The 16,704-nt window shown below is 40.6% G+C and carries 16 protein-coding genes; 10 read left to right on the top strand and 6 right to left on the bottom strand.

Annotated features, from left to right (window positions below):
- The first annotated feature begins 168 nt into the window (after positions 1 to 168).
- From KF872_04615 to KF872_04575, 9 genes are all read left to right on the top strand, one after another.
- Positions 169 to 1,899 (top strand): thiamine pyrophosphate-binding protein, encoded by a 1,731-nt coding sequence (locus tag KF872_04615; protein MBX2902820.1) that lies wholly within the window; start codon positions 169 to 171, stop codon positions 1,897 to 1,899.
- 31 nt (positions 1,900 to 1,930) lie between these two features.
- Positions 1,931 to 2,479, top strand: coding sequence for a hydrolase (locus tag KF872_04610; protein ID MBX2902819.1), 549 nt, complete (start codon positions 1,931 to 1,933; stop codon positions 2,477 to 2,479).
- 6 nt (positions 2,480 to 2,485) lie between these two features.
- Complete coding sequence (locus KF872_04605) at positions 2,486 to 4,276, top strand: long-chain fatty acid--CoA ligase (protein ID MBX2902818.1); 1,791 nt, start codon at positions 2,486 to 2,488, stop codon at positions 4,274 to 4,276.
- A 67-nt stretch (positions 4,277 to 4,343) separates the two neighbouring features.
- Positions 4,344 to 5,381, top strand: a complete 1,038-nt coding sequence (locus tag KF872_04600) for a TauD/TfdA family dioxygenase (protein ID MBX2902817.1) — start codon at positions 4,344 to 4,346, stop codon at positions 5,379 to 5,381.
- A 2-nt stretch (positions 5,382 to 5,383) separates the two neighbouring features.
- On the top strand, positions 5,384 to 6,274 hold the full coding sequence (locus KF872_04595) for a bile acid:sodium symporter family protein (GenBank protein MBX2902816.1): 891 nt from the start codon (positions 5,384 to 5,386) through the stop codon (positions 6,272 to 6,274).
- 49 nt (positions 6,275 to 6,323) lie between these two features.
- Positions 6,324 to 6,992, top strand: a complete 669-nt coding sequence (gene ung / locus KF872_04590) for a uracil-DNA glycosylase (protein ID MBX2902815.1) — start codon at positions 6,324 to 6,326, stop codon at positions 6,990 to 6,992.
- A 65-nt stretch (positions 6,993 to 7,057) separates the two neighbouring features.
- Entirely contained in the window at positions 7,058 to 7,795 is a 738-nt protein-coding gene (ubiE, locus tag KF872_04585) for a bifunctional demethylmenaquinone methyltransferase/2-methoxy-6-polyprenyl-1,4-benzoquinol methylase UbiE (protein MBX2902814.1), read from the top strand.
- Between the two features lie 9 nt (positions 7,796 to 7,804).
- Positions 7,805 to 8,488, top strand: coding sequence for a PorT family protein (locus KF872_04580; protein ID MBX2902813.1), 684 nt, complete (start codon positions 7,805 to 7,807; stop codon positions 8,486 to 8,488).
- Position 8,489: 1 nt separating this feature from the next.
- The gene (locus tag KF872_04575) at positions 8,490 to 9,086 is read left to right on the top strand and encodes a 4-phosphopantetheinyl transferase family protein (protein MBX2902812.1); all 597 of its coding nucleotides are present in this window, start codon (positions 8,490 to 8,492) and stop codon (positions 9,084 to 9,086) included.
- On the opposite strand, the gene KF872_04570 is transcribed toward KF872_04575, so the two are convergent.
- Complete coding sequence (locus KF872_04570; GenBank protein MBX2902811.1) at positions 9,076 to 9,792, bottom strand: hypothetical protein; 717 nt, start codon at positions 9,790 to 9,792, stop codon at positions 9,076 to 9,078. The genes KF872_04575 and KF872_04570 overlap by 11 nt on opposite strands.
- 170 nt (positions 9,793 to 9,962) lie before the next feature.
- Here KF872_04570 and KF872_04565 point away from each other — a divergent pair, with 170 nt between their 5' ends.
- A complete protein-coding gene (locus KF872_04565) occupies positions 9,963 to 10,982 on the top strand; it encodes a rod shape-determining protein (protein MBX2902810.1) in 1,020 nt (339 codons plus the stop codon).
- A gap of 15 nt (positions 10,983 to 10,997) precedes the next feature.
- Here KF872_04565 and KF872_04560 read toward each other — a convergent pair whose 3' ends face one another.
- Genes KF872_04560 through KF872_04540 form a run of 5 tightly spaced genes read right to left on the bottom strand, consistent with a single transcriptional unit; the run spans position 10,998 to position 16,700 of the window.
- The gene (locus KF872_04560) at positions 10,998 to 11,699 is read right to left on the bottom strand and encodes an ABC transporter ATP-binding protein (protein MBX2902809.1); all 702 of its coding nucleotides are present in this window, start codon (positions 11,697 to 11,699) and stop codon (positions 10,998 to 11,000) included.
- Complete coding sequence (locus KF872_04555; protein MBX2902808.1) at positions 11,699 to 12,727, bottom strand: iron ABC transporter permease; 1,029 nt, start codon at positions 12,725 to 12,727, stop codon at positions 11,699 to 11,701. The genes KF872_04560 and KF872_04555 overlap by 1 nt, the downstream gene beginning before the upstream one ends.
- Entirely contained in the window at positions 12,717 to 13,856 is a 1,140-nt protein-coding gene (locus tag KF872_04550; protein ID MBX2902807.1) for an ABC transporter substrate-binding protein, read from the bottom strand. The genes KF872_04555 and KF872_04550 overlap by 11 nt, the downstream gene beginning before the upstream one ends.
- Positions 13,849 to 14,889, bottom strand: a complete 1,041-nt coding sequence (locus tag KF872_04545; protein MBX2902806.1) for a hypothetical protein — start codon at positions 14,887 to 14,889, stop codon at positions 13,849 to 13,851. The genes KF872_04550 and KF872_04545 overlap by 8 nt, the downstream gene beginning before the upstream one ends.
- A complete protein-coding gene (locus tag KF872_04540) occupies positions 14,886 to 16,700 on the bottom strand; it encodes a TonB-dependent receptor plug domain-containing protein (protein MBX2902805.1) in 1,815 nt (604 codons plus the stop codon). Before KF872_04540 ends, KF872_04545 begins: the two co-directional genes overlap by 4 nt.
- Positions 16,701 to 16,704 lie beyond the last annotated feature (4 nt).

The following is a 16,704-nucleotide window of genomic DNA, read 5'->3' as shown; positions in this document are numbered from 1 at the left end:
ATATTTTAAACTGTGTAGTATCTTCCCGTTATTGTAGTCTTTGAATAGGTGTGATTTAAAAGGGAAAATAAGACGACTATTTGTTTAATTTGGATAAAGTTGTCCGATATTCAAAACTATTATTTACACTTGTTGTGCTAAGTGAATTAAAAGTCAATAATATATTTTATGAATGGCGGTCAAATTATAGCAAAGGTATTGCAGCAGCAAGGCGTAAAGTTCTTGTTTACACTATGTGGCGGGCATATATCGCCCATTTTTGTGGCAGCAGAGCAATGCGGTATAAGGGTAATAGATACGCGGCACGAAGTAAATGCAGTTTTTGCAGCAGATGCAGTGTCGCGGCTTACAGGTGTGCCGGGCGTAGCTGCAGTTACTGCGGGGCCGGGCGTTACCAATACCATTACTGCAATTAAGAATGCTGCATTGGCACAATCGCCATTAATTTTATTGGGAGGTGCTGCCGCTACAATTTTAAAGGGAAGGGGCAGTTTGCAAGATATAAATCAGCTATCTGTTATGAAAGCGGTTTGTAAATGGAGTACAACCATTAGTAAGGTAAAAGATATTGTGCCCACAATAGAAGAAGCATTTCGCAGAGCACAAACAGGTGTGCCGGGTCCTGTATTTGTTGAATGCCCTATAGACACTTTATATGATGAAGAATTAGTGCGCAGTTGGTATGGTGCTAAAAGTAAAGAGGAACCTCCCAGAAACTTACAAGAGCGACTCGTTCAGTGGTATATAAATTTTCATGCCAAGCGCATATTTGCCGATAAGGACACCGTAAGTTTTGGCAATGCCATCCCCAAGCCCTGGTTCCCGCAGCATACAGCTTCGGATGTGGCAAATGCTACACAAATGCTCAGGGCTGCTAAAAAACCTTTACTCATTATTGGAAGCGGAGCCATAATGCAAGCTGAAAAAGCACAATTGTTGGCAGCGGCAGTAAGTAAGTTAGGAATTCCTGTTTACCTGAGCGGAATGGCACGAGGACTTTTAGGAAAGGACAATCCATTGCAGATGCGCCATCAGCGCAAAGAAGCCATTAAAAATTCCGATTTAATTATGTTGGCAGGAGTGCCAAACGATTTTAGGTTAGATTACGGCAATCATATTGGCGGTAGAAAATTTATTTCTATCAATAGAAGTAAAGAAGATTTATATAAGAACAAAAAGCCGAGTTTGCCAATTTTAGCCGACCCGCAAGATTTCTTAATTGCGTTAGCTCATGCCTATAATGCCAACACCAATGAGTGGTGTAGATTTCTTGCAGAAATAAATGCGAAGAGAGAGCAGTCAATTGAGGAGAAAGCCAATGCTCCGGTAAATGTAGGTTTAAATCCTATTGCATTGCTAAAGAATTTAGATGCTGCTTTAGACGACAATTCAATACTAATTGCCGATGGTGGCGATTTTGTGGCTACGGCTGCATACACACTACGCCCGCGGGCGCCATTGAGCTGGTTAGATCCGGGCGTTTTCGGAACTTTAGGTGTAGGAGCAGGTTTTGCTTTGGGCGCCAAACTAGTGTACCCCGAAAAAAATGTTTGGATTATTTATGGCGATGGTAGTGCCGGTTACAGTCTTATGGAGTATGATACTTTTAAGCGTCTCAATTTGCCGGTAGTATCTGTAATTGGCAACGATGCTTGTTGGAGTCAAATAGCACGCGATCAAGTTGAGTTTTTAAAAAGCGATTGTGCCATGAATTTAGCTTACAGCGATTACGAGTTAATAGCAAAGGCATTTGGTGGCGATGGCACACGTGCAGATACAATGGAAACCTGGCAGCAGGCTGTAAAAGATGCCAAAGCAAGTATAGCAGCAGGTAAGCCATATATTATCAATGCCATAATTGGCAAAACCGATTTCAGAAAAGGCTCTATAAGCGTGTAGCAATGGGTGTATAAAATAAATTTTCAATACCATGAATACTTTACTTCCTACTGTTGATAATAGTTTGCTGTTGGTAATAGATGTGCAGGAAAAATTAATGCCAGTAATCCATGAGCAACAAAAAATCATACAGAATATACAAACGCTTATGCAAGGCGCAATGGTGCTGGGTTTAGATATGCTTTTAACCGAGCAGTATCCCAAAGGTTTAGGACACACTATTCCCGAATTGAGCTATACTACCAATACGCCTGTATTTGAAAAAGAATGCTTCAGTTGTTTACTGCAAGCAAACGTAAAAACACATGTGGAGCAGGCAGACAAAAAGCACCTTATTCTTTGTGGAGTTGAAAGCCACATCTGTGTATTGAAGACTGCATTAGATGCCGTAGCACAAGGTTACACGGTGCATGTGGTAGCAGATGCGGTATCGTCTAGAACTCCGGAAAATAAAGCACTTGCATTAGAGCGCATGCGCCAAGCGGGTGTGTTAATTGTGTCGCTGGAAATGATATTGTTTATGTTGATAGATCGTGCAGGCACAGCAGAATTTAAAGCTATCAGCAAGTTAATAAAATAGAAGGTTATGGAAGTGAAGCGTTTATTCGACTACCTAACCAAGCAGTTGCAAAACCAGGCCGATGCTCCATTTATTTCTGCCAAAGAGTTTACATCTACAGGAATAAAAGAATGGAATCATTACAGTTATCAAGCGTTTCAAGATTGGTGCAATAAGGTTAGTTTATTGCTGTTGAGTAAAGGTTTGCAGCCGGGCGATAAAATTGCCATTATCAGTGCCAATAGAGCCGAATGGAATATGGTAGATATTGGATCGCAGCAAATTGGTTTGGTGAATGTACCGATGTATCCTTCTATTTCCGAAGATGACTATGCGTTTATCTTTCGCGATGCACAAATTCGATTTGCCTTTGTGGGCGATAGTGGTATTTACCAAAAAGTGAAGTCGCTGCAAGAAAAAATCCAATCGTTGCAAGGCATAATTTCTTTCGATAAAATTGAGGGAGTTTCCAACTTTTGGGAAGCATTGAAACTTATTGACAGTACCGATTTTTCTTCCGTAGAAGCAAGAAAGGCATTGGTAAAAGAGCATGATGTTGCCACCATTATTTACACATCCGGCACTACGGGAAATCCCAAAGGAGTAATGCTTACACATCAAAATATAGTAAGCAACCTTACCGGAATATCTCAAGTGCTGCCATTCTTGGAGCGCGAAAGGGCACTTTCTTTTTTGCCGCTTTGCCACAGCTTTGAGCGCACAGTTTTTTTTGCGTATTTAATGATTGGCATTCATATCTATTATGCTGAAAGCCTTGAAACCATTGGCGAGAACCTTCAAGAAGTAAAACCATATTGCTTTACTACGGTTCCAAGATTATTAGAGAAAGTGTACGAAAAAATAATGGCTAAAGGCAATGCACTTTCAGGCTTCAAGAAAAAGTTGTTTTTCTGGAGTATAGCATTGGGCGAGCAGTACGAATTGGGCGTACACCAAGGTTTTTGGTATCAGTTAAAGTTATACATAGCGCGCCTGTTTGTTTTTTCTAAATGGCAACTTGCCTTGGGCGGGAATATCCGTTTTATTGTAACCGGAGCTGCTGCCATGCAACCGCGCCTTATTAAGCTTTTTGCAGCAGCCAATGTGCATGTAATAGAAGGCTACGGGCTTACAGAAACTTCACCCGTTTTATCTGTAAATGGAATGCTGGAGCAGGAGCGGTGTGTAGGTTCCATTGGTATGCCCATTCCCGGAGTAGAAATTAAATTGGCAGCAGATGGCGAAATTATTGCCAGAGGTAAAAATATCATGAAGGGTTATTACAATCGCCCGGATTTAACAGCCGAAGTAATTGATGCCGATGGCTGGTTTCATACAGGCGACATTGGCACTTGGGTAACCCATTTTGGTAAGCAGTTTTTAAAAATAACCGATAGAAAAAAAGAACTTTTTAAAACGGCAGGCGGGAAATACATAGCACCGCAAGCTATAGAAAATAAAATGAAAGAAAGCTCATACATTGAACAACTACTGGTGGTGGGTGGCGATGATAAAAAGTATATAGGCGCGCTTATTGTGCCTTCGTTGCAGCAGGTGAAAGCATGGGCAAATCAAAACAACATTCTGTTTAGCAACGAAACCGATTTGGTGCAGCATCCAAAAGTTATTGCACTTATACAGCACGAAGTAGATAGCCTGAATACGCACTTCGGGAAGTGGGAACAAATAAAGCGCTTCAAGTTGCTGGAAAGAGAATGGACAATTGAGCAAGGTTATTTAACACCCACCATGAAACTCAAGAGGAAAATACTGCACGAAAGTTTTAGGCGTGAAATTGAAGATATTTTCAACTCATAAAATCAGTTATAGTAAAATTGCTTAGAGTGTGAATTTTATGTACGTTTGAGTAATAACGACAAACGAAATGAAACAACACTTCTTTAACCCACACCAACCGCCTTTAGTGGTAGAGGCCGAAGGCGAAACACTGGCACAATTAAAGCAATCCATTGCTGCAAATTTTAAATTTGAAAACGAGTTGCTACAACATGGAGCCGTACTCTTTAGGGGGTTTCCGGTAAATACACCAGCCGAGTTTGAGCAAATAGCAGCCTCCATAGATGCCGATTTAAAAAACGATTACTTGGGAACTTCGCCACGCGATAAAGTAGCAGGTACCGAGTATGTTTTTACTGCTAGCGAGTTGCCGCCATTTTATCCTATTATGCAGCATTGCGAAATGAGTTTTTTGCCGCATCCGCCACGTAAGTTGTTTTTCTATTGCCATATAGAGCCGCAGCTGGGAGGCGAAACGCCTATTTGCGATTTCAGAAAGGTGTATCAGCAACTTAGTAAAGAGGTATTGCAAGAGTTTGAAGCCAAAGGTGTGCTTACGGTTCGCAACTATTCGAGTATAAACGAAAAATCGGCTTTTAACCTATTTGAATTAAAGAAGTGGAACCAAATGTTTCTTACAGAAGATAAAAAAGTGGTAGAGCAAAAATGTAGGCAAAACGGCATAGAATTTGAATGGCACGAAAACGATAGATTAAAACTAATAAACCGAACACCAGCCGTAAAGGCCCATCCGGTTTCGGGCGAAAAAGCATGGTTTAATCACGCACAAGTATTTCATCTCAGTGCTTCTGCATTTGAGTATAATCATATTCATGCAAGGCAAAAGCGTCTTAAAACACTTTTCTATAAAATTTTCACATCGGTGCTGGTGCCTATTAAAAAGGTTACTGCCGAGCCCGATGCGCAAAGCATGAATATGTTTTTTGGCGATGGTACTCCCATTCCCGATAGCTACATACAACACATCCAAGAAACGATATGGAACAACATGAGTATTTTTTCGTGGAAAAAAGGCGATGTGTTGGCAATAGATAATTTCAGCACTTCGCACGGGCGCTTGCCATACGAAGGTGCAAGGGAAATTTTAGTAAGCTGGAGTGCATAACCATGAGTGAACTCGACCAGTTGCGCATCAACTTTAATCCGCAAAGTTTAATGGCATTGAATGTAATATTGGCATTGGTGCTGTTTGGTATTTCGCTGGAGTTAAAGAAAGAAGATTTTATAGCATTGCTACACAATAAAAAGAGTACGGTTGCAGCATTGTTTTCTCATTTTATATTGTTGCCGGCACTTACTTTTTTGTTGGTAATAATTCTAAAACCTACAGCTTCTATTGCGCTTGGTATGATATTGGTTGGTGCTTGCCCGGGTGGCAATATGAGTAACTTTTTTACCCATATTGCTAAAGGAAACACGGCATTGGCAGTAAGCACCACTTCTTTGTCGCACATAATGGCAATAGTGCTTATGCCGCTCAATTTTTCATTTTACGGAAGTCTTTATCCACCGGCTGCAGCATTGCTGCAAGAAATACATTTAAGCACAGTAGAGGTGTTGCAAACAGTGGTAGTTTTAGTGGTGTTGCCCTTGTTGGCAGGTATGCTGTTGCGGCATTACAAAGCCACATTTGCCGAGCGCCTGCTGCCCTATATGCGTAAGATTTCTTTTGCTGCATTTGCATTTTTTTTAGTGGCAGCATTTGCCGCCAATGCAAGTGTTTTTTTAAGCACTTTGCATATCATTTTACCGATTGTAATTGCTCACAATACACTGGCTTTAGGCAGTGGTTACGCCTTTGCACGTTTATTGCGCCTTTCGGCAGCAGACTGCAAAACCATTACGTTTGAAACAGGTATTCAAAATAGTGGGTTAGGGTTAATCTTAATCTTCGGATTCTTTAATGGATTAGGAGGTATGGCATTGGTTGCTGCCTGCTGGGGCGTGTGGCATTTAGTAAGTGGCTTTACGGTTGCAAAGTGGTTTAGTAAAATGTAGAATGAAAAACAATTAGTTGTTTCGGGTATATTTTCAACCTTAGCGCTGTATGGAAGTACAAATTGAAGCAAGTTGGAAACAAGTATTGAAAGAAGAGTTTGAACAACCTTATTTTCCATTGCTGAAGCAAAAAATACTGGAAGAAAAACGTAAAGGAAAAAGAGTGTTTCCTCCCGGAAATTTAATATTCAATGCGTTTAACCTAACGCCTTTAAACAAGGTGAAGGTGGTGATTATAGGGCAAGATCCTTATCATGGTTTTGGGCAGGCACATGGTCTTTGTTTTTCGGTGCAAGCAGGTGTGGAGGTTCCTCCTTCGCTAAAGAATATTTTCAAAGAGCTACAAAGCGATATTGGTTTTAAGACTCCACAACATGGCAGTTTAGAGAAATGGGCTATCCAAGGAGTGCTATTGCTGAATGCTTCGCTTACGGTGAATGAAGGTGAAGCAAACTCGCATGCACAGTTTGGGTGGGCAGCATTTACCGATGCGGTAATTAGGCAGGTTTCGGCACATTGCCACGGTGTAGTTTTTTTGCTTTGGGGAAAGTTTGCTGCACAAAAAGAATTGCTTATAGATAGTCGTAAGCATTATGTTTTAAAGGCGGGGCACCCATCTCCATTATCGGTGCGTTTGTTTTTGGGATGCAGGCATTTTTCTAAAGCCAATGCGCTGTTGGCTTCGCAAGGAAAAGAGCTGATAGATTGGCAACTGTAGCAACATTAGAAGCTATGTTTTGTTCTATGAAACAATAGACAAAATAAGCTACATTCGCCACTCAAATGCCACAAGTAACACCATACGGAAACGCATCTAAAACCAAAAAAGAAGAGGTGGAAGAAATGTTTAATAACATTGCTCACCGCTACGATTTTTTGAACCGTTTGCTCAGTTTAGGAATAGACCGCAGCTGGCGTAAAAAAGCAGTGAAATATATTGGGGAAATAAAGCCCAAAGTTATTTTGGACGTAGCCAGCGGCACAGGCGATTTTGCATTTGATGCACTTCGCATTTCGCCAGAAAAAGTAATAGGATATGATATTAGTGAAGAAATGCTGCGCTATGCAAGGGCAAAGGCAGCGGCCACAGGAGCAGCTCATGTTGTAGAATTTGTGAAAGGCGATAGCGAAAAAATTACTTTTGAAGACAATAAATTCGATGCTGTTACCGTTGGTTTTGGCGTGCGCAATTTTGAGTATTTAGAAACAGGGTTACAGGAAATTTACCGTGTATTAAAACCCGGTGGAAGGTTAGCCATTTTGGAAATAAGTTTACCTACTAATGCCGTAGTTCGTTTCTTTTACAACCTTTATTTTTCTTATATTCTACCGTTTGTTGGTAGAATTTTTTCGCGCGATATACGCGCTTATACCTATTTACCCGAGAGTGTAAAGGCATTTCCACAGGGTAATGCTTTCCTTCAAATTTTATCGAAAACCGGTTTTAAGCATGTGCAATGGACACCACTAACGCTGGGGACTTGTGCATTATACACAGCCGAGAAACATTCAGCTTCATAATTTTGCCGCATGTATAAGAAGATTTTTTGGGCTTTGTTTATACTGTTTTCCATAGCGGCAAAGGCGCAGTTTAATGTGCACGAGTTGGGAAAAAAGCAAGTGTATTTTGGTATTGCCGTGGGCGTGAACATGGCAGATTTTACCATCATTAAAAAGGAAAAGCGCTTAGAAAATGATACTATAAAAAATCTCCGTCCTGTATTGGCTCCGGGTTTCAACTTAGGTATTATATGCAACTATCAGTTTCATAGATATTTTGATTTGCGGTTTATTCCCACGCTTTCTTTTTCAGATAAGAGCATAGAATATACGCAAAAAGGCAAACCGCCCGTTGTAAAAAAAACAATACAATCTATTTATCTCGATTTTCCTGTGCTGCTGCGCTATAAGAGTGAACCCATTAAAGATTTTAGAATTTATGTATTGGCTGGTATTCGTTACGATTTCGATTTGGCATCGAACCAAAAGGCACGTAGAGCTACCGATTTGGTAAAATTGCGGAGGCACGATTTGTGTGTAGAAGCCGGAATTGGCTTTATGTATTACTTCCCGTATTTTATTTTAAGTCCGGAATTTAAGTTTACGCATGGAGTTTTAAATATTCACGAACCTACCGATGGGTTAATTTATTCGCGCGTATTGGATAAATTATTTTCTCGAGCATTTACACTTACCATCAACTTAGAGGGTTGATATGCAAACTGTTTTTGTAGAGCCAAATTTTTTGCCTGATGTTTCGGTTGCCATAGTTACTATAGCTGCCAGCAATGTAGGAAACAAAGCGGCAAATCAGTCGCAGCATGCAAGGTTTGCCGCTGATATTGCGGCCGGTAAAAAGATAGAAATAGTAAAGAATGAATTAGGAAAGCCGATTGCAGCCAACAGTAGTTTGCACATTTCGCTTTCTCATTCAAAATGGTGGGGAGCGGCAGCCGTAAGCGAAACTAAATTAGTAGGTATAGATATAGAAACTTTGGAAGAAAGAATTGAGCGTATTGCACATAAGTTTTTGCAGCCGGATGAATTGGCAGCTATTGCCGATAAAAGAATTGAAACGCTTACACTGTATTGGAGTGCCAAAGAAAGTTTGTATAAACTCTATTCCGAAAAACAGTTGGATTTTGCCAGCCAACTTTTAATTGCACCGTTTGAAGTTAAAGCAGAAGGTGTGTTGAATGCAACAATACGCTTACAACATGCAAGTATAGCTTCATTACAATTGCGGTATAAGTTTTTTGAAAACCATGTGCTTACATTGGTAAGCGCAGACACTGGAGTGTTTAATCTGTAATAAAGAAACGACTCCACACATTTTTTACTTTGTTGCGCGGTTGCGGTACTTCTATACCCATAAAAACCGTGGTTCTTTTCTTTATCTTTTTTATGGCACGCAGCATTTCTCCGCTAAGCGTATCGTTCATGCTGCGGAAGTGCTTTTCTTGATGGCGCCTAATAATATTCATGCGGATGGCATTTATCTTTTTTGCAGAATCGCTGTACTGGGTTTCGTAGAAAAGCACACGAGGGCGCTCTATAAATTCCTTTTTATTATACACGCCATTTCTTTCAATTTTAAAGTCCGGAACCAACTTTACGATGTTGGTTTGAGGTTTTGGAAGCAATGGATATTGTTTGCCATCGCTTTGTATCACAAACTCCTTCATAAGTAAAATGCGCGTTTTTTGCTTGTTGGTAATAATAAATCGCAAGGCAGATACAGTATTTCCTTTTGGAACATTGGATTTTGGGCGAACCATTAGGAGCGAATCGTATAAAATTGCCAAACCTTTATCGAAAAAAGACTGCGAAATCTTGTAGCCATCGGCAAGTTCAAAATTAAAGAAGTATTCAACGCCATCTTCTAAGGTATCTATTTCCGGCTCTATTTTAAGTTCTGTACGGTTGGCGAGCGGAATAAAGATTTCTTTTTGCGGCTGTGCCTGCAATTGCCAACTTGCAAATACGGTTGCTAATAAGATTGCATAGCGAATAATCAAACGGTAAAATTAGATTGGTTACAGTTTAAGTTCTGAATAGAATACATTTGCCTCAGTTTCCACAATTATTTAACTAACAATTTATGTGTGCATAAAATTTAAACAGACTATTGAAAAACATACATTTGCACACTTAATATAACGCTAACAAGATTTTGATATAAATGGCAATGTTTAATTTTCTCACTCAAGAGATCGCAATAGATTTAGGAACGGCAAACACACTTATTATTTACAACGATAAAGTGGTGGTAGATGAGCCTTCCATTGTGGCAGTGGACAGGCGTACCGATAGAGTAATAGCTGTTGGGCATCGCGCCATGCAAATGCACGAAAAAACACACGAAAGCATAAAAACCATTCGCCCGTTGAAAGATGGCGTAATTGCCAATTTTCAAACAGCGGAAAGTATGATTCGCGAAATGATAAAAATGATTTTTAAGAATAAATCATTTTTGTTTCCACCTCGCTTTAGAATGGTAATATGTATTCCATCCGGTATTACGGAAGTAGAAAAAAGAGCGGTAAAAGACAGTGCAGAGCAAGCCGGAGGGCAAGAAGTAAAAATGATTCACGAGCCTATGGCTGCGGCAATAGGTATTGGCATTGATGTAGAAGAACCAAACGGTAATATGATTATTGATATTGGTGGCGGTACTACCGAAATTGCCGTAATTGCACTCAGCGGTATTGTGTGCGACCAAAGTATTCGCGTAGCGGGCGATGAGTTTACATTGGATATTGTAGATTATATGCGCAGACAGCACAATATGCTTATTGGCGAAAGAACTGCCGAAATGATTAAGATAAATGTGGGTGCGGCACTTACAGATATTGATAGCCCGCCAGATGATTTTCCTGTAAACGGAAGAGATTTAATGACCGGCATTCCTAAACAAATTGTGGTATCTTATTCCGAAATAGCACACGCTATAGACAAGTCTATTTCTAAAATTGAAGAGGCAATTTTAAAGGCATTGGAAACCACGCCACCGGAATTGGCTGCCGATATTTTTAAAACAGGATTGTACTTAACCGGAGGTGGTGCGCTGTTGCGCGGTTTAGATAAGCGTATCAGCCAAAAAACAAAATTGCCGGTTCACGTTGCCGAAGATCCGTTGCGTGCGGTGGTGCGCGGCACAGGCATTGCATTAAAGAACATGCACAAATACACTTTCTTGTTAGACTAAAACAAGAATAACAGGCTATTGATGTTCTGTTAGCAGTTGTTTTGCGACTAAGGCATCAGATGTACTCTTAAATACGCCTTGTTCATTTAGTATCCACCAATGGTGGCAGTATGTAAACGAAGCTTCGAGGTCGTGGGTAGAAACAATTATTATTTTTTGTTGCAACTCCGCAATGCTGCGTAACGTTGAAAGAATAAAAGATTTGTTTTTGTAATCTAAGAAAGCAGTTGGCTCATCGAGTAAAAGTATAGGCGTTTCTTGTGCCAAAGCCCTTGCTACTGTTGCCTTTTGCCGCTCTCCATCGCTTATTTCAAGCAGTTGCTTTCCGGCTATATGCTGCAATGCCAACTGTTGAACAATTTGCTGTACTTCTACCGAAATTTCAGAAAGTAGCGCATTGTGTTTTTCAAACCTATACCTGCCTAGCTGAATAAATTCTTTTACTGACATGAACGGAATGTATTCTCGCTCTGTTCCCGCAATGGTGATGAGTGTTGCTTTTTTATGAGGTGAAAAGAGGTGTAGGTTTTCTCCGTTTACTTCCACTGTGCCTGTCACCGGCCTTTGTAAACCTGCCACTGTTTTTAGCAAAGTGCTTTTCCCAATTCCGTTTACACCCAACAAACCAATAAGGCAGCCTTTGTTGGCTGCTGCATCTATGGGCGGAAACAAACCATTTTGGTGATAACCTACGGAAAGTTGGTGCAGTTTCAACATTACGAGAGCGAAGGTTTTTTGAGAATAATATAGATAACAAACGGAGCACCTAATAGCGATGTAATGGTATTGAGCGGCAATACCCAATCGCTGCCAGGCACAGATGATGCCACATTGCAAAGGCAACAAATTATAGCACCTGTTAAGGCGCTTGAAAGCATTAGCGTGGCGGTGTTTGAAGTTTTAAAAAGACTTCTACAGATATGCGGAACTGCTAAACCTACAAATGCTATGGGACCACAAAATGCCGTAGTGGTGCCCGCTAGAATAGCAGTGGAAAGTACTATTTTTCTTTTGAGAGAAGCTACGTTTACACCTACTGTTTCTGCAAATATTTCGCCACCAAGTAATGCTTGCATGGGTTTTACAATTGAGAAACTAAACAGTAAACCAATGCTACACACGGCATACATTACCTTAACTTCTTGCAGGTTTAGGTGCCTAAAACTGGCAAAGCCCCACCATACAAATTTTTGAAGTTCGTCTTTGCCCGAAAAAGCTTGTAGTAATTCTACCAATGCGGCAATGGCGCTGCTTATCATTAAGCCAATAATAAGTAACGATACACTTTGCCTAATAGAAAAAGATATAATGAAAACCATAAAAAACACAGCCGTAGCGCCTACTGCAGCCGCAATGGCAATGCTAAAAGGCATTTGCGCCCATTGCATTAGAATATGCTTGTATGGCAACCATTGTACGCCCATTAGTAATAGAGCCACACCAAGACTGGCTCCGGAACTTACGCCTAAGATGTATGGGCCTGCTACCGGATTGCGAAACATAATTTGCATTTGCAAACCACTTACCGATAAAGCAGCACCTGCAATTACAGCTGCCAATGCTCCGGGCAATCGGTTTTCTAAAACTATTATTTGGTGAATGCTGTTGGTGGCATTGCCAATTAACACCTGCCAAATTTCTATAGGAGAAAGATGTACCGAACCCAGAAATAATTGCAGCGCAAAGGCAATGGGTAAAACCAACAGTAGCAACAAGAGTATTCCCGATTGCCTTTTATTTTCCATTACCTAGTTTTTGGTAGTAAACAAATGTATGGTTGGGTAAAACATCAGGGTGAAAAATGGAAATCAAATCTTTTAAAACAAGTTGTGGTTGCACCACTCCGGTTTCCCAAAAGGCATTGCCGCCATCGGAATTTTCTAGTTTGTTGCAGTTGAAAATTTGATTGTTCTTGAATGCATTGAAATTTTTGAACTTTAAGTTTTGGTCTGCTATTTCTTGTAGAGTTTTGGCACTATTGGGGTTCAGCCATACCGATGCATTGGCAGCTTTTAGGAATACAGCTTCAAAATCTAAATTTAAGGTGCGTGTAGTGGATGTTTCTTTCCATAGAAAGTTGCCTCCGGCATCCTCAATAAATTTGGCAAAGTAGCTATTGCCGGATGGCATATACCAAACTTCTTTCCACGGCAAATTGCAGAATACGGTTGGTTTGTTTTGCTTGCCGGCAACTTGTGCCGCCAGCTGCAGGTAGGTGGTTTCTATGGAAGTGAAAATACTATCGGCCAATTGTTCTTTATCGTAAAATGCTGCTATCATTTTTATCCATTCTGCGCGAGCCAGCGGGTGGGTTTCGTTGTAGTCGTTTATCAATACAATGTTTAAACCCATGGAGCGTAGTTTTGGCAAGTGGCTGTTGCCTTCGCTAAAGCTATATGCAAATACAACTGATGGTTTTAGGGCTAGTAATTTTTCTTCGCTTACTATACCATTATTTCCAATAGAACTTGTTTTTCCGGCAGCAATGTTTTGGAGTATGGCAGCATTAAATATGCGCTTGGTATCGCTTAGTGCAATAATTGAATCGGTGAGATGCAGCAATTCTAAGAAGCCGATTTGTGTGGTAGAGAGGCACACATTTTTTTGTATGGGTTTGGCAATAAAAGTATTGTTGGTGTTGGGTTTTTCCGATGCGTTGGCAATTACATAGGTGTCTAGTATTTGTGTGGTATCGTACGTGTTTCGGATGTGAATGGTTTTATGTGTTTCAAACACTTCTATCCAAAAACCTTTGGCATATTTGGGGCGAATGGTTTGTAAAGGAACTTCGGCAGTTTCATTTTTTTGTAATGAAGCCGTACAAGCATTCAGCACTAGTAAGCACCCGATAATGTATTTATACATCTTATTCAAAAATGAAGTTGTTGGTAATAATTCCTGCTTTAAAAGTATGTAACAGTGTGCCGTTGCTCTGATACCTGAAAACGGAAGAAGACTGAACATAATCAATAGCATCGGCCACATAAATTTCACCATTAGAAGGGTTTACGTTCATGGCGTATAAGTTGCGGTTGTTTCCTTGTATAATGGGCGATGAAGGTAAACTTTGTTCGTTGGCATTCATTTTAAACACATCGCCTGCAATCCAAAAAAGTTCGTTTGTTGCACTATTGCTGCGTAGCAATATGGGCTTTGTATTGGCTGTAAATTCAAGTGTTTTGGTAATGCTATTGTTGGAGGCATCTATACAAACTAGTTTGGCATTAGTAGTATTTTCTTGGCTGCAAAGTACATACACTGTGTTGTTGATGTGTGTTAAGCTATTTGGCTCCGATGGCAGCGTTATTGTTTGCAATATTTTATGGTTGGTAGCATCTAGCACTAAAACATTGGCAACGTAAGTATCGTTTAAGCGGGTGCGTTGCGCCACAAATATGCGGTTGTTGAGCAGCACCATTTGCTCGGTGCAGCCTTGGGTTGAAATGGTATCTATCAATGTACCGTTGGCAGGATTTATTATCCATATTTTTTTTGCATATAGTTCGCTTACAAAGGCTTTAGTATCGTTTATGAAAAGCATGTAGCGTGGCGAACTTGCAGGCAGCGATATGCTGTATAATTCGCGATAATCTTCGGTATTGGTAACCGAAATTTTTGCTGAATTATTTACAATCGTAAACAGCTTTTGTTCTCTTACAATGGCGCTCTGTGCCACATCGCCCAAGTTTTTGTTGTTGGCAGTTTTGTACACATTTTTAAAAATAATTTGAGAGTCGGGCAGGTACACGTCTAAAGAGGCATTTCCAAATTGGAAATTACCTTCGTTGATAATCCAAACCTTTTTGTTGTTGCCGGGAGGTAATGGTTCTTTGGTAGGAAATTTTTCGCACGAAGCCAGTATAAGAAGGAAGAGGAAGAATATGTTTTTGATACTTCTTTGAATCATAATTTTATGTTTAAAGTTCCTTCAAAATTTCTTGGGGGCATGGCACGCTGTGCCACATCTTGGTAAATGGTGTTGCATACGTTATTTATTCTAAATGCAAATCGCAGAGCGGCTTTTGGTAGCAACAGTGCTTTGGCAAATTCAATATCTAACAAGGAGTAGGAGGGGAGGGCATCGCTGTTATCGGTGCTAATAAAACGCATTCCGGTGTAGCGGTAAAAGGCACTAATTTCAAAGCCATAATAGCCCACACTTGCTGTAGCGGAAATTCTGTGGCGCGGCACATAAATTACTTGCTTGCCAAGTGCATTATCGTTGGCAAGTGTAGAAGAAGTTTGAGTGGAAAGCGTGTAGCTGTAACTAAGATTGGTATTGGCGGTTAAGTGCTTAAGGGTTGTTTTGGGAAGTGAAAAAAGTAGGGCGGTTTCTAACCCGCGTGCAAAAACATTTTTAAGATTTTGTGGTCGCCAATTGCCCGAAACATCCGGTGTCCATTGAATTTGATTGCTTATCCATGCGTAATAATTGGAGGCTGTAAGCGTAATTGTTTTATCCCATTTGTAGGTAGCTGCAATTTCGGCATTCCAGCTTTTTTCGGCTTGTAATTGTGCGTTGCCGCTGCCTTGCCAATACAAATCGTTGAAGGTTGGAAATCGGAAACTTCTTTTTGCAGTAAGTTCAATACCAATAAAGTGTTTATGCAACTGCTTGGTAAAAGCGCCTGAAATGAATGGCATAAAGGGCGATGCTTTTGTATTCATAAATTCTTGTCGCAACCCGGCTGTAAAGGTAAATCCATGTTTTTGGTAATAGCTTGCTTTGGCAGAAAAGCCGGAAAGTACTCTGTTGTAGCGGGCGCCATATCCTGCACTCCGGGCAATTTCTACATCGGCAAATGCAGTAGCTTCTACATGAAAACTTTTGATGTTGTATTGAAAGTTGGCATTGTTTCGCCAAGCATGACTTGTGCTTTTATCGTTGGCAAGAAGTAAGTAGTTGGTGTAGTGCAGTGTTTCGTATAAGTATGCAGAACTAAGTGCAAGGCGCCAGCTATTCTTTTTAAACTTCCAGCGTAGCATGGTGCGCAGCGATTGATCGCGCTGACGGGCTTTGCTGCTTTCTTGCAATAATGTTGGTGGAATTTCGCGATTGGCAGTATTGTACCATGCGAATAATTCAATTTCATTTTTGTTGTTTATGAAATAATTCAACTGTTGGAAAAGCGCCCATTGCAGCACATCGGCATTGGCTTGCTTGGTGGCAACTTCGTTTTTTAAAACAGGGAAATTATTGTTACATTTTAGCACCGCTACTTTGGTGGCTCCTCTTATGGCAGTGTTGCCGTAGCTTATGTTCATATTGCTTTCTAGTAAACCGTAGCTGCCTGCTCTTATGGTTCCTTCAAAGTGTGTATTTGCTTCCGGTATGCTGTTGTTGAGGGCAATGTTGCTGCCAATGGCAGAGTTTAGCTGATTAAACTGTATGGCAATGCTGTTATGAAAGCCAACATTTAGCAATGCAAAATCGCTTTGCCCAAGCATGGGTGAATTTATCTTAACTCCATTCCACAGTACTTCGGTTTGCGAAGTAGTGGTGCCGCGAACGGCAATACTGGTGAGCTGCCCGTTGCCGTAGTTTTTTAGGTAAATACCCGAAATTTCGTTGAGCAGGTTGGGGAGTTTACGCGCTGCATAGTTTTCTAAATGTTGAAACTGACGCTTGCCGTTGGTGCCAATAGTTTTACTATCGGTAATAACTACTTCCTTGAGTTCAACTGTATCGTTGAATAGTGGTTTGTTTTCTTCAGCCAAACAG

This window comes from Chitinophagales bacterium (assembly GCA_019638515.1).
GTDB lineage: Bacteria > Bacteroidota > Bacteroidia > Chitinophagales > LD1 > UBA7692.
This window is presented reverse-complemented; position numbering and strand designations above follow the sequence as displayed.